The organism is Thioalkalivibrio sp. AKL9, assembly GCF_000377825.1.
In the GTDB taxonomy this organism is placed as follows: Bacteria; Pseudomonadota; Gammaproteobacteria; order Ectothiorhodospirales; family Ectothiorhodospiraceae; genus Thioalkalivibrio; species Thioalkalivibrio versutus.
Genome location: NZ_KB905104.1, coordinates 262,000 through 284,135 on the forward strand (window position 1 = coordinate 262,000; position 22,136 = coordinate 284,135).

A 22,136-nucleotide genomic window follows, 5' to 3' on the forward strand; every position below is an offset into this window, starting at 1 on the left:
ACCCTCTCAGGAACTCGGCAGGACCTCGTCGCCCTTCATTCCACGCGACTCCAGCAGCTTCCGCAGCCGCTTCAGCGCATCCATCTGAATCTGCCGCACCCGCTCCCGGGTCACACCGATCTCCGCCCCGACCTGCTCCAGGGTCGAGCGCTCGAAACCGTGCAGCCCGAACCGCCGCACCAGCACCTCGCGCTGCTTGTAGTCCAGTTCTTCCAGCCAGGCATCCACCAGATGATGAAGATCCTGATCCTCCAGCAAAGTGGAGGGCTCGGGCGCATTCACGTCGGCAAGGATATCGGCCAGCGAGCGATCGCCGTCCGGGCCCGACGGCAAATCCATCGAGGTGGAGGGTTCGGACATCGCGCGCAGCTTCTGGATCTCCGCCACCGGCCGGCCCAGGCGCTCCGCCAGCTCTTCCTCGGTGGGGTCGCGGCCCAGTTCCTGCGTCAGGTTGCGCGCAATCCGCGCGTGCATGCGCAACTCCTTGCTCACATGCACCGGAATGCGGATGGTCCGTCCCTGATTCATCAGGGCCCGTTCGATGGTCTGGCGGATCCACCAGGTGGCGTAGGTGGAAAAGCGAAAGCCACGCTCCGGGTCGAATTTTTCCACCGAGTGCATGAGGCCGAGATTGCCCTCCTCGATCAGGTCAAGCAGCGGCAGACCCCGGTTCAGGTAGCGACGGGCGATCTTGACCACCAATCGAAGATTGCACTCGATCATGCGCCGGCGGCCACTCTCATCTCCCTCGCGCGCCAGACGCGCGTACTTGCGCTCTTCCTCGGGGGTCAGCAGCGGGCGGTATTCGATATCGCGCAGGTAGATCTGGATCGCATCCAGTTCCGCGGGACGGGCGTCGCGCAGGGTTTTCGGCCGTACCGGAGCGCCTTCTTCCGGTTTCAAGCCGGCGGTGACGTCGGGTAGCACCGCCTCCGAGACGTCTTCCGGATCCTCGGATTCCTCGATCTTTTCGACCGGATGGGCCAGATCCTCGGGCACCTGGGTCGCCTCCTCCGGATCCGGCTCGTGGGTCAGGTTGTCGTTGTGCAGTTCCGGAGCGGCCGGTTGCCGGGTCTTGGCCATGTAGTGTCCTGCTCTCGATCGAGTCAGCGGTCCGGGAGGTATCGCGCCGGGTCTACCGGCGTCCCGTCCACCCGGATCTCGAAGTGCAACATCGGGCGCTCGGCCCCCGATGACCCCAGACGCGCGATGGTGTCGCCCGCCTGCACCTGGTCACCCTCGCTCACCAGCAATTCATCGTTGTGCCCGTAGGCACTGAGGAACCGCGCGTCGTGCTTGAGGATGATCAATCGACCATACCCCACCAGGCCGCCACCTGCATAGACCACTTCCCCGGCCCGCGTTGCCCGTACGTGATCCCCCCGTTCGCCGCCGATCGCAAGCCCTCGGCGCGTGCCGCTGCTGGAGAATCCGCGCAGCACCTCGCCCGCCGCCGGCCATTGCCAGCCACCCGGATCGGAGGGCGGCGGACTCGAAGTCGACGAGCTTGAGGTAGAGCCGGACGAGGTTCCGCCACCGCTGTCGCGGCCAGAGGCGCCCGAGGATGGTTGCCGCGTGCTCGGCGCTGAAGAGGCCTGTGGCGCGCTGGGCGGCGACGAGCGCGCCGCACCTCGCAGCCGCAGGCGCTGACCGGGATGGATGACATAAGGGGCACCGATGGCATTGCGTCGGGCCAGATCGCGCCATTCCAAGCCGTAGCGCTGGGCAATGCGATACAGCGTCTCGTTGCGCTGCACCACGTGGGTGTCCGGCATTGAGGCCCCGCTGGGCGCACGCGCCGCACAACCGGCCAGGACACTCGCAACCAGGACCAGCACCAACCCCGTCACCAATCCCTGAACCATGCGCCGGCGCATGTCAGTCCATTACCAGATAGATCGCCATGGCCACGGCCAGCAGGATAATGGCCGCCCAGCCCAGACGCTCCATATACGGTCGCAGATGGCGCTCCGCACGCGGCCCGGCCCAGGCCATGAACAACGCGACCAGGAAGAAACGCAGCCCGCGCCCCACCAGCGACGCGATCAAGAACGGCAACAGGGCCATCGAAAGCGCCCCGGCGGTCACGGTGAACAGCTTGTAGGGGATCGGTGAAAAGCCGGCGACCAGGACGACCCAGACTCCCCAGGTGTCAAACCAGGCCTCGGCCTGGCTTAACTCCTCGCCGTACCCGACCTGATGCAGCCAGGGCCCGATCCACTCGAACGCCAGCCACCCGATCAGGTACCCGAGCAAACCGCCAAGCGCGGAAAACAGGGTGGTCAGCGCGGCCAGCCGCCAGGCGGAACGCGGCTGCGCCGCCGCCATCGGCGCAAGCATCACGTCCGGAGGGATGGGAAAGAACGAAGACTCGGCAAACGAGAGCCCAGCCAGATAACGCGGCGCATGACGATGGCGGGACCAGGCCATCACCCGGTCGTAGAGCGGCTCGAAGAGCTTCATCGATGCCGTACCACCGCGACCAGTTCAGCCACAAATGCCTCGACCTGCACGGTCCGCCGTCATTGCTCGGCCCCCGGAAGCATCGGCACGAACATCACCGCATCCAGGATATCGCGCACATAGGCCTCTTCCGTCCGGGTATAGCGCACCAGCTGCTGACGCCCGTCCGGGCCTTCCACCGGCGCGACCAGGCGCCCGCCCAGCGCCAGCTGGGTCAGCAATGCCTCGGGAACCTCCTTCGGCGCGGCGGTCAGGATGATGCCGTCGAACGGCGCCTTGTCCGGCCAGCCGTCGGCCCCGTCACTGTGCCGAAGATTGACGTTGTTGATGCCCAGACGGCTCAACAGTTCACGGGCGTTCCGGCTGAGCGCCTGAATGCGTTCCACCGAGAACACCCGATCCACGATCTGCGCCAGGACCGCCGCCTGATAGCCGGAGCCGGTCCCGATCTCCAGGACCGTCCGGGGGCGCTCGCCCTCGAGCAGTGCCTCGGTCATGCGCGCGACGATAAAGGGCTGGGAGATGGTCTGGCGATGTCCGATCGGCAACGCCGTGTTCTCGTAGGCGCGATGGCTCAGCGCCTCCTCGACAAACAGGTGGCGGGGAATCGAACGGATCGCCTCCAGTACTCGCGGGTCGCGGATGCCCTGCCCCTCCAGCAACCGCACCAGTCGGTCACGGGCACGCTGCGAGGTCAGACCGGCGCCGGTGGCGTCAGGAACCATGTCCAGCCTCCGGGAGCGAGTCGTCCAGCCAGCGTCCCACCGTGTCGATGGCGTCAAAGCGCGTGAGGTCCACCTGGATCGGCGTCACCGAGACGTAGCCCTCGCGAACCGCGTGGAAGTCGGTACCCGGGCCGGCATCCTGTTCCGACCCGGCCGGCCCGACCCAGTAGATCGGACGCCCGCGGGGGTCCTCGTCCGCGATCATCGGCTCGGCCCGATGGCGATGCCCCAGGCGCGTGGCCTGCACACCACGGATCTCCGAGCGCGGCAGATCGGGGACATTCACATTCAGGATGGTGGCCGCCGGCAGTGGCACGCGGTTGATGCGGTCCAGCAATTCGACCACTACGCTTGCCGCGGCGTCGTAGTGCTGCAGATCCGGACCCACCAGCGACACCGCAATCGACGGGAGCCCCAGAAAGCGTCCTTCCATCGCAGCTGCCACCGTGCCGGAATACAGCACGTCGTCGCCCATGTTCGCACCGGCATTGATCCCGGAGATGACCACATCCGGCTCCTGCTGCAACAACCCCGTGATCGCCAGGTGCACGCAGTCCGTCGGGGTCCCGTCGACCTGTACATCACCGCTCTGGAGGTGACGCGCCCGCAGCGGCCGCACCAGCGTCAGGCTGTTGCTGGCACCGCTGCGATCCCGGTCCGGGGCCACCACGTGCACCTCGGCAATCCGCCGCAGATGCGTCGCCAGGCACTGGATGCCCGGGGCGTGAATTCCATCGTCGTTGCTAACCAGAATGCGCATGCAGGAACAGGGCCGTTGGGAGGGCGTTCAATATACTGGAAACCGTCCAGGGAGACGCTCTCGAATCGACTCGATCGCGCCCGCCCCCCGAAAAGTGCGAGTATCCTGCCATGAACTCCGGGGATGATCCCAACGATTTCGACGAATTCCTGCAGGCTGTTGGCAACGTGCGACGGCTGCACAGTGATCAGGCCGATGTCCGTCCCCCGCCTCCCGCAGCCCGGGCACGCCAGCGAGAGGCCGACGAGGCGCGCGCCCATGCCGACTGGCTGAGCGATCCGCTTAACGCCGCCGATCTGCAACCGGGCGATGAACTCCGCTTTGCCCGCCCCGGCATCAGCCCCCGTGTATTCCGCAAGCTGCGGGGCGGACACTACCGCGTACAGGACGAGATCGACCTGCACGGCCTGTTCGCCGACGAGGCGCGCCGCGCCATTGGCCTGTTCCTTGACGATGCCCGCCGGGGCGGCGCGCTGTGCGTACGCATCGTGCACGGCAAGGGCCTGCGCTCACGCCACAAGGGCCCGGTACTCAAAGGGCTGACCGACCACTGGCTGCGCCAGCGCGACGATGTCCTTGCGTTCTGCTCCGCGCGGCCGACCGACGGCGGCACCGGTGCCGTCTATGTCCTCCTCAAGCGGTCCCGGAGCCCGGATCCCGGCCGCTGAAACCCGCATCCAGAGACCATCTTCCACGCGACAAACGGCGCCCTCACATACGCCTTTCGATATATTCGCATTTTGCGATGTGGATGCTTAGACTGGATTCAGACCCGCAAGGCGGCCCCGGAATCCTGACCCGGATTCATCTATCATTTGGTGAACACCGACCTTGCACTTTATCCACGATCGGTCCATGCTTTGTACAGGTCTTGTACAGACACAGGACGCAACGGACTCTGCACTACGAGGTATTTGCCATGAAGAACTGGAAGCTCGCCCCCCTGGCCCTCGGCCTGATCGCCTTCTCTGCCGCCAGCGGCCAAGCGGGCGCAGACAGCATGCCGCAGCTCTCTCAGGACGACCTGCAAGAGCGCATCGCTGCCAATCGTGACGCCATTCAGAAGTTTGCCAGCACCCTCCAGGGCGAACTGATGTCCGCCATGCAGTCCGGCGGCCCCACCGAGGCGATCCAGGTCTGCAACGAGCGCGCCCCTGCAATTGCGCGTGACATCTCGGCGGAAACCGGCATCGAGATCGGGAGAACCAGCCTGAAGCTGCGCAACCAGGACAACGCCCCCGACCGCTGGGAACGCCTGACCCTGCAGGGTTTCGAGGCCCAGCATACGGCTGGCACTCCAGCCACGGATCTTCCGCCGCGCTTTGGCGTGGTCGAATCCGATGATGGTGACCCGAAATTCCGCTTCATGGCGGCCATCCCGACCGGCGGCGCCTGCCTGACCTGCCACGGCTCCGACGTCAGTGGCGACGTCAAGCACGCGCTGGAACGTCTCTACCCCGACGATCAGGCGACCGGCTTCCGTGAGGGAGACGTGCGCGGTGCCTTCACCGTGACCCAGGAAATGTAGGCATTCCGGGACCATCGGGCCCGAGTCCCGGGCCCATCGGAAGAGGCCGCCTCCGGGCGGCCTTTTTTGTGGCCGGGACGATCCCGGAGCACCCACCACAGGCACCATTCTTGAGCACAACCGCACCGGAACGTGCTATTTTCGTGCCATGGAAGCCGAGAAGGGCGCCCAAAAAACGCCCCTCCGCGCGCACGACCCGCAGACCCGACCGAAACGCCATATATGACGCGAACCATAGATGCCGAACTGCTTGCCCTCGCCGTGGATGCCTCCAATGACGGCATCGTGATCGCCGAGCGCGAGGGCGACGACAACATCCTGATCTACGTGAATCGTGCCTTCGAGGAACTGACCGGCTATCGCTCCGAGGAGATCCTCTACCGCGACTGCCGCTTCCTGCAGGGGGAGGATACCGACCAGGGGGTGCGCCAGGAGATTCGTGCGGCCATCGACGAAAACCGGCCCTGCCGTGTGACCCTGCGCAACTACCGCAAGGACGGCAGCCTGTTCTGGAACGAGCTGTCGCTGACCCCGGTGTTCAACGACGAAGACCGACTCACCTACTACATCGGTATCCAGAAAGACATCACCGACCGCGTGGAAGCCGAGCAGCGCGCCGAACGCGCCGAACGCAAGCTCAAGAACTCCGCCTGACGCCGACTCAGGCGCGATCCGCCGCCCGCGGGACGCAGATCGCCTCAAGCACACCGGTCGCATACTCCCCGGCCCCCAGCTCCAGCGTCAGCCACAGGTCATGCCCCTCCCAGCGCCACTCCACGGCGCCTGGCACCATGCGCAGCGCGCGCCGCGCCGCCTTCACGTCCGCCTTGGCCAGTCCTTCCGCCAACGCCGGCTCGCCAGCGGCCATCGCTGTCTCCAGTGCCTCAACCTCGCCTTCCGTCTGCATCGCACCCTTGCCCCACAGCGGCCCCGTCGGATGAAGATCCAGCCGGGCAGCGCGCGCCTCCAGCTCGGCATCCACCTCCGCCACCGGAAACACGCTGCCCGAGCCTTCGAGATTGGCCACGTCGCCCGGCAGCAACCGGTCCCAGTCGCCGCGGCGGACCCGCTCGGCCAGTACCGCGTTGAAGATCGCGGAACGGGCGGCGGACAAGAGCAGACTGCGCTGGTTGCGGCTGCGCGGCGCGCGACCGCCCCCCAGCCAGGCGCACGCCTTGGCCAGGTTGTCGCGGCCAAAGCGTTGCGCCCCGAAGTAGTTGGGAATCCCCCCGCTACGGATCGCCTCGAGGATCTGTTCCGCGGCCGCGCGATCGCCCTGCACATCACCCAGACGGATCTCGAAGCGATTGCCCGCCAGGTGCCCAGTACGCAACTTGCGCGCATGGCGGGCGATCTGCAGCACCCGCATCCGGCCCGCCGCCTCCCCGCCTTCCTGGGCGGCATTCCAGGCCTCGGCCCGGGCCGTCCAATCCGGCTCGGACTCCGGCGGGCATTGCACGCTGAACCACTGGCGCGTCACCGCCTGGCGGTCCTTGCGCCCGGCGTAGCTGACCTTGCCCCGGCCTGCACCCGACTCGCGCGCCAACCAGACCGCCACGTCCTCGCTGTTCAGCAGGCGCTTCTCGATCTCCAGCCAGACATGTTCCCCCTCACCTTCGGGCGTCGTTGCCGGCAATTCCTCAACCCGGAAATCTTCCGGGCATGCCTTGATCATCGCGGTCAGGGGCGGGTGCCAGGGGTAGGGTGTCGCGTTCATCTCGGGCTCCTGACTCATCGGGGGGATGCCGGCCGGGCAACATCGTCACGCACATAGACCGGCTGCGCGTCTTCAGGCGCCACCGCCTCGCCACGCTCCCAGGCATCCACTGCCAGCAGCGCAACCTCTTGCGCATCGGGCAACGCGTCGGCGTCCACCGCCTCGCTCGCCAGCCCCTGCGCGGCGGCCAGATCGGGGAAGGTGGCGAAGGCCGACCCCAGCCCATAGCGCTCGCCCACCGGCCAGGCCACGACCAGGCTCTCCGGTGCGGCCACCTGCTCCGGCCCAAGGCCCACGCGCTCGCCCTGAACCGGACAAAGGCTCCAGTACACCTCCCCCATGCGAGCATCCAGCGCCGCAAGCACGGCCGCCGGCCGGCGATCATCGCGCAGCGCCTGTTGGGCCAGCGCCTGCAACGTGGAGACCGGAACCACCGGACGGTCCAGGGCGAAGGCAATCCCTTGCGCCACGCCCAGCCCCAGGCGTACACCGGTAAACGCCCCCGGCCCCCGTCCGACGGCCACGCCATCCAGACTGCTGCGCGGCACGTCCGCCTCGCGCAGCAATTGCTCGATCTGCCCCAGGATCAGCTCGCCATGCCGGCGCGCCGCGCGCTCGCGCACACAATGGATCTCGCCATCAAGATAAAGGGCTGCCGAACACTGTTCGGAAGCGGTCTCCAGTGCGATCAAGCGCATGTGTTGCGTCCCCGGGCCTGTGCGAGAAAACGCAGCGCGGCGGCCGGCTCCCGCGTACGGTGAAACGCCGGCAGGCTGGCCAGAAAGCGCCGGCCGTAGGATTTTCCGGTTAGCCGCGGATCGCACAAGGCGAGGATGCCCGCATCGTCGGCGTCCCGAATCAGCCGCCCCGCGCCCTGTTTCAGCGCCAGCACGGCCTGCGGCAGGGTGAATTCCATGAACGGGGAACGCCCCTCCGCTTCCAGCGCGGACGCGCGGGCCTGCAGCACCGGGTCATTCGGCGCGGCAAACGGCAAACGATCAATGATCACCACCGACAGTGCCTCGCCGCGGATGTCGACGCCTTCCCAGAAACTGTGCGCCCCCAGCAGCCACGCATTGCCCGATTCGCGGAAACGCGCCAGCAGGTCGCCTCGCGGCTGCTCGCCCTGCACCAGCAGTTCGCGATCAGCCGGCAACTCTGCACGCAGGATCGCCGCCGCTTCCTGCAATGCGCGATGGCTGGTAAACAGGAAGAATCCGCCGCCCGGGTTGTCACGCAGCAGCGGCCAGGCCCAGGCGATGCAGGCGCGGGTATAGCCCGGGTCGTTCGGATTGGGCAGCGGGGGCTGTGGGTGGACCAGGCAGGCCTGATTGGGGAAATCGAACGGGCTGTCCAGGCGTTCGCTTGCGACATCGGCCGGCAGGCCGAGTCGGCGCGCCGCATGGCCGAAGTCCTCGCCCACCGCCAGGGTGGCCGAGGTAAAGATCCACGCCGCCGGCCGCGCGGCGCGCCGCTGTGCCAGCGGCCGTGCCGCATCCAGCGGCGTCCGGTGCAGGATCAGGCTCTGACTGAAACGCTCCGCCCAGGCCACCGTGTCCGGGGTCTCCTCGCGCCAGTCGCGCAGGCGTTCCAGCAACAGGGCGCTGCGCCCGCGCAGCTGCTCCAGGCCTGGTGCCCGTGCGGCCGCGGCCTCCAGCGCGTCGCCGACAAAACCGAGATTCGTGTCGAGCCGATCCAGCAACGGATCGAGCTCGCCGCCGGGACTGACCGTATCCCAGCTGGAGCGGCCCTCCCAGGTGCGCGAGGCATCCAGCAGTTCGGCCACACTCGCCTCCAGCTCCGCGATGCGCTGGCGGATATCCAGCATCTCCGGGGCATGCTGTTCCTGCTCGCGCCGGGTGTCCCGTGCCAGTTCGCGCAACGCGCGCGTGCCGACCGCAATGCCAAAAAACGACCCGGCGATATCCGGCAGCTGATGAGCCTCGTCGACAATCACCGCGTCGACCTCCGGCAGGAGTTCGCCGAAGCCCTCTTCTTTCAGGGCCATATCCGCGAGCAGCAGGTGATGATTGACCACCACCACGTCGGCCTCCTGTGCGCGCTTGCGGGCCTGCACCACGAAGCAGTCGTTGTAGCTCGGGCATTCCCCTCCCAGGCAGTTGTCCACGGTCGAGGTGACCTGCGGCCACAACCTGGAGTCCTCCGCGAGGATCCCGGCCTGCCCCAGGTCGCCGGTAGGGCTTGTACGCGCAAACCGCTGCAGGGCCTCGATGACCGGCAACTGCTCGCGGCGCACGGGGCTGCCGGTCGCACCCCCGGCCTCGGCCGCGGCCAGTTCCAGGCGGTAGTGGCACAGATAGTTGGCGCGGCCCTTCAGCAGCGCAGCCCGCGGGCGGTATCCCAGGGCCTCGCAGACCACCGGCAGGTCGCGATCGAAGAGCTGGTCCTGGAGGGTCTTGGTTCCGGTGGAGATCAGGGCACGCCGGCGCGACTGCAGGATCGGCACGAGATATGCGAAGGTCTTGCCGACGCCGGTCGCCGCCTCGACCAACAGGGCGGTGGGCGCAGTCGCCAGCGCCTCTTCCACCGCCACGGCCATGCGTTGCTGCGGCTCGCGCGGACGGAAGCCTGCGACCGCGGTGGCCAGATCCCCGCCCGGGCTCAGGGCCCGTACCGCCGCCGACTCCACCGTTACCGCGTTCGACGAGTCAGACAATGTCGGCTTCCAGGCGGCGGATCGCTTCGCGGGCCTCGTCGGCCCCGGCCGCGTCGCCCTGCGCCTCGCGGGCCTTCAGGATCAGTCGCCAATTCTGCAGGGCCAGGTCGCGGTCTCCACCGCCCACCATCTGCAACGAACGACCGGCCAGCCGCTCGGCCTGCTGATAGCGCCCCTGTTCCATACGCAGCGCGGCCATCTGGTGCCACAGCCCGGCATCCCGCGGCGCGATCCGCAAGGCGCGTTCCAGACGCTGCTCCGCTCGCGCGGTGTCCCCGGCCTGGCGCGCGGACTCGGCCTGCTGGGCCAGGTTCAGGGCCGCGGCGGGTGTCGCCGCGCGTTCCGGCTCACGGGGTTCGGCCCGATCTTGGCTGGGCGCTGCATCCTCCCCGGTGACATCCCCGTCGTCGGGCACCGGGGCACTCGCATCCCGGGGCGCCGGCGTCGCACAAGCGGCAAGCAGCGCGGCCAGCGCAACAGCACCCAGCCACTGCGCCGGGCGCCACGCCGAACCGGCGGGCAGCGCGACGCGAAACGGGGATCGTGCGGTACACAACATCTTCACCGGAATAGCCTCTCGAACCAGCCTTGCGGGCTGGAATCACTGCGCAGATCACACTCGGCGCGTGTCTCGGGGCTCGAATTCTGCCAGAACGGCAGCCTCTTCACCGACTCGCAGGCGTGGTCATCGCTTTCCACACGCAACCCGGAGGCAAGATCGACCCCCTGATAGTCGATGCCGGGGTGGCCCTCCAGGCGCAGGGATTGCACCCCGATCCCCGCCATGATCTCCGCCCACACCGGCGCCGCGGACACCCCACCGGTCAGACCGGTGGGACGGTTATCGTCCATACCCAGCCAGACCACGGCCACATGGCGATCATCAAATCCCGCAAACCAGCTATCGCGAAAGTTGTTGGTGGTCCCGGTCTTCCCGGCCACGACCTCACCGTTCAGGCGCGCATTGATCCGGCTCCCAGTACCTTCCCGGGTCACGTCATGCAGCGCGTGGGTCAACAAACGCACCGCACCATCCGACACCGCGCCCTGCAGGGACAGCCCGTAGTGCGAGAGCATCTCGTCGTCCTGATCCAGCACGTCGCGGATCACCCGGGTTTCGGTCGCATAGCCACCGTTCGCCAGGGCCTGATAGAGCCCGGCCACCTCCAGTGGCGAAAGCTCGATCGCACCCAGCGCCAGCGACGGCAGCGGGGCCGGCGTGCGCTGCAGACCCAGCGTCTGCAGCAAGCTGACCACTTGCGAGATCCCGATATCCTCGGCCAGACGCACCGTAGCGATGTTGTACGACTGCACCAGGGCCTCCCACGCGGTCACCGGCCCCCGGTGTTCGCGGTCGAAGTTGCGTGGCGTCCAGGGCTCGCCATGCGGCAGCTGCAGGGTCAGCGGGCTGTCGTCGAGGAGCGTCGCCAGGGTGTATCGGTTCGGGTTGGTCAGAGCCGCGAGGTACACGAACGGCTTGATCACCGAACCGACCTGCCGCTGGGCCTCCACCGCCCGGTTATAGCCGGGATAACGCGGGTTGCGATCCCCGACCACCGCCAGCACCTCGCCGGCCTGCGGGTCGGTCACGACGGCCGCGGCCTGCAAATCCTCGAGGTCGGTCCCGCCCCCGCGACGCCGGACCAGGTCGTCCACGCCGCGTACCAGCCGTTCCTCGAGGCGCATCTGGACGACCGGGTCCATGGTCGTGAAGATCCGCAGGCCCTCGCTGCGCAGGTCCTCGTCCGCGTAATCCGTACGCAGCTCCCGGCGCACCAGATCCAGGAACGCCGGAAAGCGACTGCGCCCTTCCGGCATAACCGGGGAAACATCCAGCGCCGTCGCCAGCGCCCGATCCACCCGGTCGCGTTCGGCCAGTCCCGTCTCGGCCATCGCCTCCAGCACCCGGTCCCGGCGCTGCGTGGCACGCTGCGGATAACGTCGGGGGTCGTAGTAACTGGCCCCGCGCGCCAGCCCCACGAGCAGCGCCAGCTGGTCCAGCCGCAACTCGTTCAACGGGCGCTGATAGTAGAACTGCGCAGCCTGACCGAAGCCGTGGATCGCCCGTTCACCGGTCTGCCCCAGAAACACCTCGTTCAGGTAGGCCTCGAGGATTTCCCGCTTGTCATAGCGGTGCTCCAGCAACAGGGCCATCACCGCTTCGTTCAGCTTGCGCGTCAGCGTCTGGTCACGGGTCAGGTAGAAATTCTTCACCAGCTGCTGGGTCAGGGTGCTGCCACCCTGCACCGTGCGTCCGGCCCGCAGGTTCGCGACCGCGGCCCGCCCGATGCCGACCGGGTCCACCCCCCGATGGGACATGAAGCGGCGGTCCTCGATCGCCAGCAAGGCCCCGATCAGCTCGCGCGGCACCTCGTCGATATCGACCAGGATGCGATCCTCGCCATGGGTCGGGTAGATGCTGCCAATCAGCAGCGGCTCCACGCGCATCAGGTCCACATTGCGCCCACTGGACTGTTCGGCGACCGACTCCACGCGGCCCTCGGACAGGCGCACCCGCACCGAATGCGCCGGCTCCCGACCGTCCCCAAAGGTAAACGGCCGGGTGGTCAGGCGCGCGCTACTGCCTTCGATGCGGAACTCGCCCGGCCCGCCGCCATCCGGCGTCTCGCGATAGTTCAAAGTGCGCAGCTCGGTCTCCAGCGCATCCGCGGTCAACGGCCGACCCGCATAGAGCTCCAGGGGCCGCGCATACACCCGCGCCGGCAACGCCCAACGCTGCCCCTCGAACCGCTCACGAATCTCGCGGTCAAGTTGATGCACATAGATGCCACCCACCGTAAGCCCGGCGAGCAGCAGCCCCGCCAGGGTCCAGCTGCCCGCACCGAACAGGCGCCGGAGTCGGCCCCTTCGGGGCGCGCTTCGCTTGCGGGAACGTGTAGTGGCTTTTCGCGGCATGGCGTGTGATGGGCGAGGTGACCGAAACGGCAGCAATGGTAACCTGATGGGTAAGCGAAAACGGGTGCATAGCCAGCGATTCCGGGAAAAAGATGCGGATCCGGATGCCCCACACCCCACGTCCTACTGCGGAGCCCCGATGACCGAACTGGAACAGCACCATAACCGCCTGCGCCAACTGGTCGAGAGCGGTGGATTTCCCGCCCCGGTGCCGGATGCGAACTCCGTGCGCACCATCGAGACCCACATCTCCACGGTCATCCTCGCGGGTGAGGACGCCTACAAGTTCAAGAAACCGCTGAACCTCGGTTTCCTCGACTTCTCCACCCTCGAGGCCCGCCAGCACTACTGCGAGACCGAGCTGGAGGTCAATCGCCGTCTGGCACCCCAGATCTACCTGGAGGTTGCCACCCTCAATGGCGACGATGCCCACCCCGTGATCAACGGCGAGGGGCCCATCCTCGACTACGCCGTGCATATGCGCCGGTTCGACCGCAAACGGCAGCTGGACCACCTTCTGGACAAGGGCCAACTGCCCGCCGCCGCCATGGATGCCCTGGGGCACTACATCGCCGCCTTCCACGAACGCACCGAACGCACCGATGCGCAGTCCGAGTACGGCACCGCAGAGGCCGCCACCCAACCGATGCTGGACAACTTTCCGGCCCTGAAGGAGACCGTTCGTGGTGCGTCGGACCGGGCACGCCTGGAACGGCTGGAACAGTGGACGCGATCGGAAATCAATCGATTGAAGGCTACACTTGAAGCTCGGCATGACGAGGGTTTCGTGCGCCATGGCCATGGCGACCTGCACCTGGGCAACCTGGTTTATGTCGATGACGAGAACGGCGAGGAAGTGCCGGTCGCCTTTGACGCGATCGAGTTTGACCCCGCCCTGCGCTGGATCGACGTGATCTCCGAGATCGCCTTTACCACCATGGATCTTCTGGCCCGTCAGTCGCGCGCCCACGCCTGGCGGCTACTCAATGCCTACCTGGACGGGCGCGAAGACTTCGACGGTCTCGCGCTCCTGCCGCTGTACCAGGTCTACCGCGCACTCATCCGGGCCAAGGTCCAGGGCATTCACGGGGCCGAGGCGCAGCTCCCTTCCGACGAACAGGCGGCCCACCAGGCGGAGATGGGCCGCTATCTAGCCCTCGCCGAGCGCCTGACCGAACCTGGATCCCCCCGCCTGATCCTGATGCATGGCGTCTCCGGCAGCGGCAAGACCGTGATCAGCACTCAGATCATCGAAGCCCTGGGCGCCGTGCGCCTGCGCTCGGATATCGAACGCAAACGCCTGTCCGACGCCGTCTCCTACAGTGCCGACGCCCGGGCCCAGATCTACGGCCATCTGCGCGAACGCGCCCAACGCCTGCTAGCGCTCGGCCTGACCGTGGTGGTCGACGCCACCTTCCTGACCCAGGACCAGCGCGCCCCGTTCCAGCGTCTGGCACTGGAACAGGCGGCCGGCTTTGCGGTGGTTGCCTGTCGCGCCCGGGACGAAGTACTGCGCGAACGACTCGAGGCCCGCACCCGTGCGGGCCGTGATGCCTCGGATGCCGGCGTCGAGGTGATGGAACAGCAACAGCCGCAGCAGGAATGGCCCGGCCCCGAGGAGGGCCTCATCGAGGTGGCCCCGGAGGCACCGCTGGATCCGGACGCGCTCGCCCGCCAATTGCTGCAACCCGTCGCAACCTGAGCGACCGCGTACAATCAGCGATAGACAGACCCCGGATACTCCGTCAACTTCGAGACACAGGAACTGGCGCGCTCGCCCTCGAGCCCGGAACCCGACCAGGAAACCGCAGGAGCCCCAATGCATCATCACCGCCCCGGTCCGCTCGACCGAATCCGCCGCACCCTCACGCCCATTGCTGTCGGCGGATTGCTGGCCATCGGCTCCACCGCCCAGGCCGATGCCCTGCTGCACTACGTCGACGACGAAGGACTTGAGAGCCAGATCCTGGTGCGCGGCGACATCGTGCGCATGGAGCTCAACGAGTCCATCAGCGGCACCTCCGGCTACATGCTCTTCGACGCCAGAACCGATCAGCTGACGGTCGTGGACGACACGGAACAGACCTACACCCCGCTGACTCGCGAGGTGATGGACCAGCAGATGCGCGCCATGACCGACATGGTCAGCGACCTGCGCCGGCAAATGGAGCAGCTCCCACCCGAGGTGCGCCAGCAGCTCGAGGAGCAGCTGGGCATCGGGGCGGAAGGTTTCGATGCCGAGATCGACACCCGCGCCACCGGCGAACAACGCGAAATCGGGGACTTCGTCTGCGACGATTACGAGGTGCTGATCGACGGACAGGTGCAAAGCACGGTCTGCGTAACGGAGCCGGATACCCTGGGCCTGGGCAGCGCGGATTTCGCGACCCTGGGCGCCCTGATGGATCGCCTGTACGAGCTGTCCCTGAACGCCCTTGAGGCCGGCGGGCCGATGGCCTCGCAGATGGGCGCCTCCTTGCTGCCGCGCGTCGACGGCATCCCGCTGCAGGTCAGTGAAAAGGGCGGCGTGACCACGCGGCTTGCCGGCATCTCCACCGACGACCTCAGCGCCGCACTCTTCAGCGTCCCCGACAGCTATGCCGAACGCGATCTTTTCTGACACTTGGCGCCGACGGCTGCCGCTTGCCCTGGCCCCGGGCTTCTGCTGCTTGCGGCCTGCAGTGCGGGCCCCGAACCGCGCGGAGGGGATACCGCGCCCGTTGCCACACCCGAAGGCCTTGCGGACGGCCCAATGAGCCCCACGCCCGAGGCTGGCCTGGAACGCTCCGAGGTCGTGCTGACCGCCCTCGGTCACCTCGACACCCCGTACCAGTACGGCGGCACGGATGCCACCGGGCTGGACTGCTCGGCCCTCGTCCAGCGGGCCTACCGCGAGGCCGGGCGCGCCGTCCCGCGCACGACACGCGACCAGGCCCGCGCCGCGACCCGACGCGAGGGACCGCCCACCCCGGGTGACGTGGTGTTCTTCGCCATTAACGGGAATCAAATCGACCACGTAGGGGTCTACGTGGGAGACGGCCGCTTCGTGCATGCGCCCAGCGCACGGGGTCAGGTTCGCATCGAGCATCTGGACAACCCGTACTGGGCACCCCGAACCCGCTTTGCCGGTCATTTCTTCAACTGACCGCGATCAGAGCCCGCCCGTCGTCGCCGGATCCACCGCTGACGGCGCGCATACAACCCCATCCTGGCCAGGCCTGGAATCACAATAGAGGAAGGAACCATGAAAACACTCACCGGTATTTCGCGCACCCTGCGCCACTCCGCCCTGGCGATCGGCCTGGGCCTCGGTCTCGCCGTTGGCGGCAGCGCCAGCGCCTATGAGACGTTCATGGAGACCGACGAACGCGTCATCTTCACGACCGAAGGCGAATACGACTTCTACTTCGAGATGGTCGAAGAGGCCATCGCCGCTGAAGGCCTGGTCATCAACAACGTCGGCTACATCGCCAACATGCTGGACCGCACCGGTGGACAGGAAAGCGGCGAAGGCATCTACCTCAACGGGCAATCGGTCGACTTCTGCAGCGCCACCTACTCGCGCGCGACCATGGAGGCCGATCCGCACAACATGCTCTTCTGCCCCTACATCATCACGGTCTACGAGCTCTCCGAGGAACCGGGCACAATCTACATGGGCTACACGCCGGTTCCCGAGGTCGGCGACAAGGACTCGAAGGAAAGCCTGCGCGCCGTCAACGAACTGGTCGAGCGCATCATCAAGGAAGCCCTCGCCTTCTGATCCCAGGGACCATTGTCGCAACGAAAAATGCCCGGCAGCCTTGCGGCCCCGGGCATTTTTATGTCCCCTGTCCTACATATGGCTAGGACAGGGTGATTCGGACAGGCGTGAACCGGGTCAGGGCGTCTGATCCTCTTCCGCCCCTTCCTTCTTCACCGGCAGCAGGACCTGACGGTCGACACCCAGCATCAACGCCGCGGTCGCCGCGATGAAGATGGACGAGTACGTCCCCACGACCACCCCGATGATCAGCGCAATCGAGAAGTTCTGCAGGGCCGCCCCACCCAGGAAGGCGAGCGAGAGCAACACCAGCAGGGTGGTCATGCTGGTCACGATGGTCCGCGCCAGGGTCTTGTTCACCGCATTGTTCATCACCTGTTCCGTGCTCTGCTTGCGCAGCACACGGAAGTTCTCGCGTATTCGGTCGTACACCACGATGGTGTCATTCAGCGAGTAGCCAATCACCGCCAGCACGGCGGCGAGCACCCCCAGGTCGAACTCCATCTGCAGCAGCGAGAAGATCCCCAGCGTGATCAGCACGTCGTGCACCAGCGCCAGCACCGATCCAATGGAGAAGCGCCACTCGAAACGCACTGCCACATAGATCAGGATGCCGGCCAGCGCATAGATCATCGCCAGACCGCCCTGCTCGCGAAGCTCCTCGCCGACGGCCGGACCGACGAACTCCACCCGACGAAGATCCGGATCGTCCGGCCCGCCATCCCGAAGAGCATTCAACACCCGGTTGGACAACATCGCCGGGTTGTCGTCGTCTTCGCTTGGCGGCAGGCGAATCAGGACATCGCGCGAGGTGCCGAAGGTCTGCACCTGCGCCCCCTCATAGCCGCCCGCCGACAGGGTCTCGCGGATCGTATCCAGCTCCACCGCTTCGGGGTAGCCCACTTCCACCAGGGTCCCCCCGGTGAAGTCGATCCCGAAGTTCAGCCCGCGGGTGGCCAGCAGCGCCACCGAGATAATGATCAGGACCAGCGAGATCGCGATCGTGATCTTGCGCTTGCCGAGGAAATCGATGTTCGATTCAGCGAAATTCAGATGCGGAAGCATAGTTTTCTCCGCGCTCAGATGGCCAGGCGCGTCAGCCGACGCTGGCGCCCATAGGTCAGATTGACGATTGCGCGGGTCACGATGATCGCGGTGAACATCGACGCGATGATCCCGATCGACAACGTGATGGCAAAGCCCTTGATCGGCCCGGTACCGAACAGGAACAGCACCAGCGCCGCGATCAGCGTGGTCACGTTGGCGTCCGCGATGGTGGTGAACGCTCGGTCATAGCCCGACGAAATCGCCGCCTGGGGTGACAGTCCGTTGCGGATCTCCTCGCGTATGCGCTCAAAGATCAGCACGTTGGCGTCCACTGCCATGCCGACGGTCAGCACGATCCCCGCAATCCCCGGCAGGGTCAGGGTCGCCTGCAGCATCGACAAAACCGAGACGATGAAGATCAGGTTCAGTGCCAGCGCCACGTTCGCGATCAGTCCAAAGGCGCGGTAGTAGAGGATCATGAAGATCATCACGAGGATGAATCCGATCACCACCGACTGCATGCCGCGATCGATGTTCTCCTGGCCCAGGCTTGGACCCACCGTGCGTTCCTCGACAATCGACATCGGCGCGGCCAGCGCACCGGCACGCAGCAGCAGCGCGAGGTTGCGCGCCTCACGCGTGGTATCCAGACCCGAGATCTGGAAGCGTCGGCCCAGCGGCTCGTTGATGCGCGCAACGTTGATGACCTCTTCGCTGCGCGAGGTACGCATGACCTGCTCGCCGTCTTCCTCCACCGTCTCGGTGGTGGTCTCGATGAACACCGACGCCATCAGGCGGCCCACGTTATCCGAGGTCACCCGAGAGAAGATGCGCGCCCCCTGGCCATCGAGATTGATGAACACGGCCGGGCCGCCACTATCCTGGGCAATCCCGGAAGAGGCGTCGGTAATGTAGTCACCGGTGAGCATCACCTGGCGCTGCAGCAGCACCGGGGTCCCGTCACGCTCGCGGTACAGACGCGTCCCGGACGGTGCGCGGCCAGATTCAGCGGCCTCCATCGGGTCACCGGCCTCGGAGACCAGGCGGAACTCCAGCGTGGCGGTCGCGCCGAGCACTTCCTTGGCCCGCGCAGTGTCCTGCACGCCGGGGAGCTGAACCACGATCCGGTGCTCGCCCTGCTGGGCAATGATCGGCTCGGCCACACCCAGCTCATCCACGCGCGAGCGCAGGGTAGAGATGTTTTGCTGCAGGGCCTGACGGCGCAGCTCGGTCAGGTGGTCATCGCTCAGGGTGCCCACCATGCGGGTGGTGTCGCCGCTACCGCGGATCTCCCATTCCAGCTCGCCGCGATATTCGCGGGTCAGCCAGCTCTCGGCTGCCGCGAGGTTTTCCTCGTCCGCGAACATTACGGTCAGGTCACTGGAACTGCGCTCGATCGTGTCGAACGTCAGACGCTCGTCGCGCATCCTGCCGCGCAGCTCGTTGGAGTAGCGTTCCATCGCCGTTCCGATCACGGCATCCAGATCCACCTCCATCAGGAAGTGCACCCCGCCGCGCAGGTCCAGACCCAGTGCCATCGGCTGCCCGTTGATCGCGCGCAGCCAGTTCGGCGTCGCCGGGGCCAGATTCAGGGCGACGGTGTGGTTGTCATCCAGGGCATTGCGCAGGATCTCCGCGGCGAGCGACTGCTCGTCGCTGGTCTCGAAGCGCAGGAGTAGCTGCCCGTCGTCCTGCTCCTCCACCTGTTTCGGCGTCACGCCCTGGGCACCCAGGATGGTGCCCATCAGGTCACGGATGTTCCCGTCGATCTCGCCGGTGACCGGATTGCCGATCTGCACCGACGGGTCTTCCGGGAACAGGTTGGGCGCGGCATACAGCCCCGCGCCCAGAACGACCACGACGATCAGGGCGTACAGCCACGCCGGATAGGAATTGCGCATATCAAAAACCCTGGAGGGCGTTTAGAGATCTTTCAGCGTGCCCTTGGGCATCACGGAGGCGACCGACTGCTTCTGTACCGCCACGTTCACGCCGTCGGCAATGTCGACCTTGATGAAGTCGTCGCTGACTTCGGTAATCTTGCCGGCCACACCGCCGTTGGTGACGATCTCGTCGCCCTTGGACAGGGCCTCGACCATGGAGCGGTGCTCCTTGGCGCGCTTGCTCTGCGGGCGGATGATCAGGAAGTACATGATCGCAAAGAAAATAACGATCATGATCAGGAACTCGATCATGCCGCCGCCGGCCGCTCCACCTTCCTGGGCATGCGCTGCAGAAATCAGAAAGTCCATCGAAACACTCCGTCTTCGGTTCAGATTCGGACGCCACCGGGGAGCTCGGGCCACACCCGGCGAGCGAAAAAAATACCGCGCGGATTATGGCACAGGCGGGATCGCCATGCCGCGTCGGCCGTAGAAATCGGCCACGAACTCGCTCAGCGCGCCGGCCGCGATCGCCTCGCGCAATCCGCGCATCAAATCCTGGTAGTAATGGAGGTTGTGGGTCGTCGCCAGGCGCGAACCGAGGATCTCGTTGCACTTGTCCAGGTGCTTCAGATACGCCCGCGAATAGTGACGACAGGTGTAGCACCCGCATTCCGGATCGACCGGGCCGACATCGTCGCGGAAGCGCGCATTGCGAATGCGCAGCACGCCCTCGCGGGTATAGAGGAACCCGTTGCGGGCGTTGCGGGTCGGCATCACGCAGTCGAACATGTCCACGCCGCGTCGCACGGCCTCGACGATGTCTTCCGGCCGGCCCACCCCCATCAAGTAACGCGGACGATCCTGCGGCAGCAGCGGCAGGGTGGCATCCAGCGTCTGCAGGCGCTCGTCCTCCGGTTCGCCCACCGACAGCCCGCCGATCGCGTAACCGTCAAAGCCGATCGCCTGTAGCCCCTCGGCCGACTCCCGCCGCAGGTCCGGGTACATCCCGCCCTGCACGATGCCGAACAACGCCGCCGGGTTGTCACCGTGTGCCGTGCGCGAACGTGCTGCCCAGCGCAGTGACAGCTCCATCGACTGGCGCGCCTCGTCCGCGGTGGCCGGGTATGGCGTGCACTCGTCAAAGATCATCACGATGTCCGAGCCCAGCTCGCGCTGCACCTGCATCGAGGACTCCGGCGTCATCAGCACCTTCGAGCCATCCACCGGTGACTGGAAACGCACACCTTCCTCGCTGATCTTGCGCATCTCCGCAAGCGAGAAGACCTGGAATCCGCCGGAATCGGTCAGGATCGGGCCCTCCCAGTGCATGAAATCGTGCAGATCGCCATGCGCCCGGATCACCTCCGTGCCCGGGCGCAGCATCAGGTGGAAGGTGTTACCGAGAATGATCTCTGCGCCCAGCTCACGCAGCTCCTCCGGCGTCATCGCCTTGACCGTGCCGTAGGTTCCCACCGGCATGAAGGCCGGGGTCTCCACCGTCCCGCGCGGGAAGTGCAGACGGCCGCGGCGCGCCGCGCCATCGGCGGCCAGATTCTCAAACTCCATCGGACTCTCCCGCGGCGGTGGTCATACTCGGGGGCAGATCATCGCCCTGCCCCGGCGCCAGCCACATCGCGTCGCCGTAACTGAAAAACCGGTAGCGCTGCGCCACCGCGTGGGCATACGCATCCAGGATCCGGCGATAGCCGGCAAATGCCGCCACCAGCATCAACAGCGTGCTCTGCGGCAAATGAAAATTGGTCACCATCCGGTCCACCACCCGAAATCGATCCCCCGGCTGGATGAATAGCCGCGTCTCGCCCTGGAACGGCGCCAGTTCTCCCCCAGCGGCCGCAGTCTCCAGCGAGCGCACGCAGGTCGTACCGACCGCGACCACACGCCCGCCACGCGCCTTGCAGGCCGCTACCGCCGCGCAGGCCTCGGGCGACACCTCCAGCCACTCCGCATGCATCTCATGCGCCGAAGTGTCCTCGACCTTCACCGGCTGGAAGGTCCCCGCCCCGACGTGCAGGGTCACCGTCGCGGTCTCCACCCCCGCCGAGCGCAGGCGCCCCAGCAGGGCATCATCGAAATGCAGGCCTGCCGTGGGGGCCGCAACCGCACCCTCGCGCGCCGCGAACACGGTCTGGTAGCGATCGGCATCATGCGCCTCGTCGGCGCGCTCGATATAGGGCGGCAGGGGGATGTGTCCATGCTCGCGCAACAAGGCGAGCACATCGTCGGCATCAACCAGGGCCAGGCGGAAGAACGGGCCCTCGCGGCCGGTCACTTCGACGGTAAAGGCATCCGCCAGGCGTAGCCGGGCCCCGACCTTCGGCGCCCGGCTGGCGCGGACCATCGCCAGCACTTGGCCGGGCGACTCAATTCGTTCGACCAGAACCTCCACCTGTCCCCCGCTCTCCTTGCGCCCGAAGACACGCGCCGGAATCACCCGGGTATCGTTCAGCACCAGCAGGTCACCCGGCCGCAGAAGATCCTCGATCTCTGCAAAGCGAGCGTCCCGCGGGCGCTCTTCCTCCAGGACCAACAGACGCGAACCCGCCCGGTCCGGTAGCGGATACTGTGCAATCAGCTCCGGCGGGAGCTCGTAATCGAAATCGGCAACACGCATGGCGCGCGATCCTACCACGCAC

22 protein-coding genes are annotated in these 22,136 nt (G+C 66.6%); 7 read left to right on the forward strand and 15 right to left on the reverse strand.

What is annotated here, in order from left to right; all coding sequences use genetic code 11:
* Positions 1 to 6: 6 nt before the first annotated feature.
* From rpoS to surE, 5 genes are read right to left on the reverse strand one after another with little or no spacing between them, the layout of a single operon-like run.
* Positions 7 to 1,083, reverse strand: coding sequence for an RNA polymerase sigma factor RpoS (gene rpoS / locus D573_RS0103375; RefSeq protein ID WP_018937713.1), 1,077 nt, complete (start codon positions 1,081 to 1,083; stop codon positions 7 to 9).
* Positions 1,084 to 1,106: 23 nt separating this feature from the next.
* Entirely contained in the window at positions 1,107 to 1,877 is a 771-nt protein-coding gene (locus tag D573_RS0103380) for a peptidoglycan DD-metalloendopeptidase family protein (protein ID WP_018169644.1), read from the reverse strand.
* 1 nt (position 1,878) lies between these two features.
* Positions 1,879 to 2,463: a YqaA family protein gene (locus tag D573_RS0103385; RefSeq protein ID WP_018145816.1), complete on the reverse strand. Its 585-nt coding sequence runs from the start codon at positions 2,461 to 2,463 to the stop codon at positions 1,879 to 1,881.
* A 59-nt stretch (positions 2,464 to 2,522) separates the two neighbouring features.
* The gene (locus D573_RS0103390; protein ID WP_018169643.1) at positions 2,523 to 3,188 is read right to left on the reverse strand and encodes a protein-L-isoaspartate(D-aspartate) O-methyltransferase; all 666 of its coding nucleotides are present in this window, start codon (positions 3,186 to 3,188) and stop codon (positions 2,523 to 2,525) included.
* The gene (surE, locus tag D573_RS0103395; RefSeq protein ID WP_018145818.1) at positions 3,178 to 3,948 is read right to left on the reverse strand and encodes a 5'/3'-nucleotidase SurE; all 771 of its coding nucleotides are present in this window, start codon (positions 3,946 to 3,948) and stop codon (positions 3,178 to 3,180) included. The genes D573_RS0103390 and surE overlap by 11 nt, the downstream gene beginning before the upstream one ends.
* A gap of 110 nt (positions 3,949 to 4,058) precedes the next feature.
* On the opposite strand from surE, the gene D573_RS0103400 reads away from it, so the two are divergent.
* From D573_RS0103400 to D573_RS0103415, 3 genes are all read left to right on the forward strand, one after another.
* Positions 4,059 to 4,616 (forward strand): Smr/MutS family protein, encoded by a 558-nt coding sequence (locus D573_RS0103400; protein ID WP_018650212.1) that lies wholly within the window; start codon positions 4,059 to 4,061, stop codon positions 4,614 to 4,616.
* A gap of 251 nt (positions 4,617 to 4,867) precedes the next feature.
* Entirely contained in the window at positions 4,868 to 5,476 is a 609-nt protein-coding gene (locus tag D573_RS0103405; RefSeq protein ID WP_018937714.1) for a DUF3365 domain-containing protein, read from the forward strand.
* Positions 5,477 to 5,698: 222 nt separating this feature from the next.
* Complete coding sequence (locus D573_RS0103415) at positions 5,699 to 6,130, forward strand: PAS sensor domain-containing protein (protein WP_018650214.1); 432 nt, start codon at positions 5,699 to 5,701, stop codon at positions 6,128 to 6,130.
* A 7-nt stretch (positions 6,131 to 6,137) separates the two neighbouring features.
* Here the strand turns inward: D573_RS0103415 and truD are convergent, their stop codons facing one another.
* From truD to mrcB, 5 genes are read right to left on the reverse strand one after another with little or no spacing between them, the layout of a single operon-like run.
* Positions 6,138 to 7,193, reverse strand: a complete 1,056-nt coding sequence (gene truD / locus D573_RS0103420) for a tRNA pseudouridine(13) synthase TruD (protein ID WP_018937715.1) — start codon at positions 7,191 to 7,193, stop codon at positions 6,138 to 6,140.
* Between the two features lie 14 nt (positions 7,194 to 7,207).
* The gene (gene tsaB, locus D573_RS0103425; protein WP_018169639.1) at positions 7,208 to 7,891 is read right to left on the reverse strand and encodes a tRNA (adenosine(37)-N6)-threonylcarbamoyltransferase complex dimerization subunit type 1 TsaB; all 684 of its coding nucleotides are present in this window, start codon (positions 7,889 to 7,891) and stop codon (positions 7,208 to 7,210) included.
* On the reverse strand, positions 7,882 to 9,843 hold the full coding sequence (locus tag D573_RS0103430; RefSeq protein ID WP_018937716.1) for an ATP-dependent DNA helicase: 1,962 nt from the start codon (positions 9,841 to 9,843) through the stop codon (positions 7,882 to 7,884). The genes tsaB and D573_RS0103430 overlap by 10 nt, the downstream gene beginning before the upstream one ends.
* Before the next feature lie 19 nt (positions 9,844 to 9,862).
* Positions 9,863 to 10,435, reverse strand: a complete 573-nt coding sequence (locus tag D573_RS0103435) for a tetratricopeptide repeat protein (RefSeq protein ID WP_026287907.1) — start codon at positions 10,433 to 10,435, stop codon at positions 9,863 to 9,865.
* A complete protein-coding gene (gene mrcB, locus D573_RS0103440; protein ID WP_155984855.1) occupies positions 10,432 to 12,786 on the reverse strand; it encodes a penicillin-binding protein 1B in 2,355 nt (784 codons plus the stop codon). Before mrcB ends, D573_RS0103435 begins: the two co-directional genes overlap by 4 nt.
* Before the next feature lie 139 nt (positions 12,787 to 12,925).
* Between mrcB and D573_RS0103445 the strand changes: the two genes are divergently transcribed.
* From D573_RS0103445 to D573_RS0103460, 4 genes are all read left to right on the forward strand, one after another.
* Positions 12,926 to 14,488 (forward strand): bifunctional aminoglycoside phosphotransferase/ATP-binding protein, encoded by a 1,563-nt coding sequence (locus D573_RS0103445; protein WP_018937719.1) that lies wholly within the window; start codon positions 12,926 to 12,928, stop codon positions 14,486 to 14,488.
* A gap of 117 nt (positions 14,489 to 14,605) precedes the next feature.
* Positions 14,606 to 15,406, forward strand: a complete 801-nt coding sequence (locus tag D573_RS0103450; RefSeq protein ID WP_018937720.1) for a hypothetical protein — start codon at positions 14,606 to 14,608, stop codon at positions 15,404 to 15,406.
* 132 nt (positions 15,407 to 15,538) lie between these two features.
* Positions 15,539 to 15,931: a C40 family peptidase gene (locus D573_RS0103455; protein WP_018169633.1), complete on the forward strand. Its 393-nt coding sequence runs from the start codon at positions 15,539 to 15,541 to the stop codon at positions 15,929 to 15,931.
* Between the two features lie 99 nt (positions 15,932 to 16,030).
* Positions 16,031 to 16,549: a DUF302 domain-containing protein gene (locus D573_RS0103460; protein WP_018937721.1), complete on the forward strand. Its 519-nt coding sequence runs from the start codon at positions 16,031 to 16,033 to the stop codon at positions 16,547 to 16,549.
* A gap of 117 nt (positions 16,550 to 16,666) precedes the next feature.
* Here D573_RS0103460 and secF read toward each other — a convergent pair whose 3' ends face one another.
* From secF to queA, 5 genes are all read right to left on the reverse strand, one after another.
* On the reverse strand, positions 16,667 to 17,614 hold the full coding sequence (gene secF, locus D573_RS0103465; RefSeq protein WP_018937722.1) for a protein translocase subunit SecF: 948 nt from the start codon (positions 17,612 to 17,614) through the stop codon (positions 16,667 to 16,669).
* Positions 17,615 to 17,628: 14 nt separating this feature from the next.
* On the reverse strand, positions 17,629 to 19,497 hold the full coding sequence (secD, locus tag D573_RS0103470; protein WP_018937723.1) for a protein translocase subunit SecD: 1,869 nt from the start codon (positions 19,495 to 19,497) through the stop codon (positions 17,629 to 17,631).
* A 21-nt stretch (positions 19,498 to 19,518) separates the two neighbouring features.
* Positions 19,519 to 19,848 (reverse strand): preprotein translocase subunit YajC, encoded by a 330-nt coding sequence (gene yajC / locus D573_RS0103475; RefSeq protein ID WP_018145833.1) that lies wholly within the window; start codon positions 19,846 to 19,848, stop codon positions 19,519 to 19,521.
* A gap of 84 nt (positions 19,849 to 19,932) precedes the next feature.
* Positions 19,933 to 21,048, reverse strand: coding sequence for a tRNA guanosine(34) transglycosylase Tgt (gene tgt / locus D573_RS0103480; RefSeq protein WP_018937724.1), 1,116 nt, complete (start codon positions 21,046 to 21,048; stop codon positions 19,933 to 19,935).
* Positions 21,038 to 22,114 carry a tRNA preQ1(34) S-adenosylmethionine ribosyltransferase-isomerase QueA gene (queA, locus tag D573_RS0103485; protein ID WP_018650223.1) on the reverse strand — a complete coding sequence of 359 codons (1,077 nt, stop codon included), beginning with the start codon at positions 22,112 to 22,114 and terminating at the stop codon, positions 21,038 to 21,040. Before queA ends, tgt begins: the two co-directional genes overlap by 11 nt.
* Positions 22,115 to 22,136 lie beyond the last annotated feature (22 nt).

Excerpts from the sequence above, each read along its gene's own strand:
- rpoS (WP_018937713.1), bottom strand. The coding sequence starts at position 1,083 with ATGGCCAAGACCCGGCAACCGGCCGCTCCGGAACTGCACAACGACAAC.
- D573_RS0103380 (WP_018169644.1), bottom strand. The coding sequence starts at position 1,877 with ATGCGCCGGCGCATGGTTCAGGGATTGGTGACGGGGTTGGTGCTGGTC.
- D573_RS0103385 (WP_018145816.1), bottom strand. The coding sequence starts at position 2,463 with ATGAAGCTCTTCGAGCCGCTCTACGACCGGGTGATGGCCTGGTCCCGC.
- D573_RS0103390 (WP_018169643.1), bottom strand. The coding sequence starts at position 3,188 with ATGGTTCCTGACGCCACCGGCGCCGGTCTGACCTCGCAGCGTGCCCGT.
- surE (WP_018145818.1), bottom strand. The coding sequence starts at position 3,948 with ATGCGCATTCTGGTTAGCAACGACGATGGAATTCACGCCCCGGGCATC.
- D573_RS0103400 (WP_018650212.1), top strand. The coding sequence starts at position 4,059 with ATGAACTCCGGGGATGATCCCAACGATTTCGACGAATTCCTGCAGGCT.
- D573_RS0103405 (WP_018937714.1), top strand. The coding sequence starts at position 4,868 with ATGAAGAACTGGAAGCTCGCCCCCCTGGCCCTCGGCCTGATCGCCTTC.
- D573_RS0103415 (WP_018650214.1), top strand. The coding sequence starts at position 5,699 with ATGACGCGAACCATAGATGCCGAACTGCTTGCCCTCGCCGTGGATGCC.
- truD (WP_018937715.1), bottom strand. The coding sequence starts at position 7,193 with ATGAACGCGACACCCTACCCCTGGCACCCGCCCCTGACCGCGATGATC.
- tsaB (WP_018169639.1), bottom strand. The coding sequence starts at position 7,891 with ATGCGCTTGATCGCACTGGAGACCGCTTCCGAACAGTGTTCGGCAGCC.
- mrcB (WP_155984855.1), bottom strand. The coding sequence starts at position 12,786 with ATGCCGCGAAAAGCCACTACACGTTCCCGCAAGCGAAGCGCGCCCCGA.
- D573_RS0103445 (WP_018937719.1), top strand. The coding sequence starts at position 12,926 with ATGACCGAACTGGAACAGCACCATAACCGCCTGCGCCAACTGGTCGAG.
- D573_RS0103450 (WP_018937720.1), top strand. The coding sequence starts at position 14,606 with ATGCATCATCACCGCCCCGGTCCGCTCGACCGAATCCGCCGCACCCTC.
- D573_RS0103455 (WP_018169633.1), top strand. The coding sequence starts at position 15,539 with ATGAGCCCCACGCCCGAGGCTGGCCTGGAACGCTCCGAGGTCGTGCTG.
- D573_RS0103460 (WP_018937721.1), top strand. The coding sequence starts at position 16,031 with ATGAAAACACTCACCGGTATTTCGCGCACCCTGCGCCACTCCGCCCTG.
- secF (WP_018937722.1), bottom strand. The coding sequence starts at position 17,614 with ATGCTTCCGCATCTGAATTTCGCTGAATCGAACATCGATTTCCTCGGC.
- secD (WP_018937723.1), bottom strand. The coding sequence starts at position 19,497 with ATGCGCAATTCCTATCCGGCGTGGCTGTACGCCCTGATCGTCGTGGTC.
- yajC (WP_018145833.1), bottom strand. The coding sequence starts at position 19,848 with ATGGACTTTCTGATTTCTGCAGCGCATGCCCAGGAAGGTGGAGCGGCC.
- tgt (WP_018937724.1), bottom strand. The coding sequence starts at position 21,048 with ATGGAGTTTGAGAATCTGGCCGCCGATGGCGCGGCGCGCCGCGGCCGT.
- queA (WP_018650223.1), bottom strand. The coding sequence starts at position 22,114 with ATGCGTGTTGCCGATTTCGATTACGAGCTCCCGCCGGAGCTGATTGCA.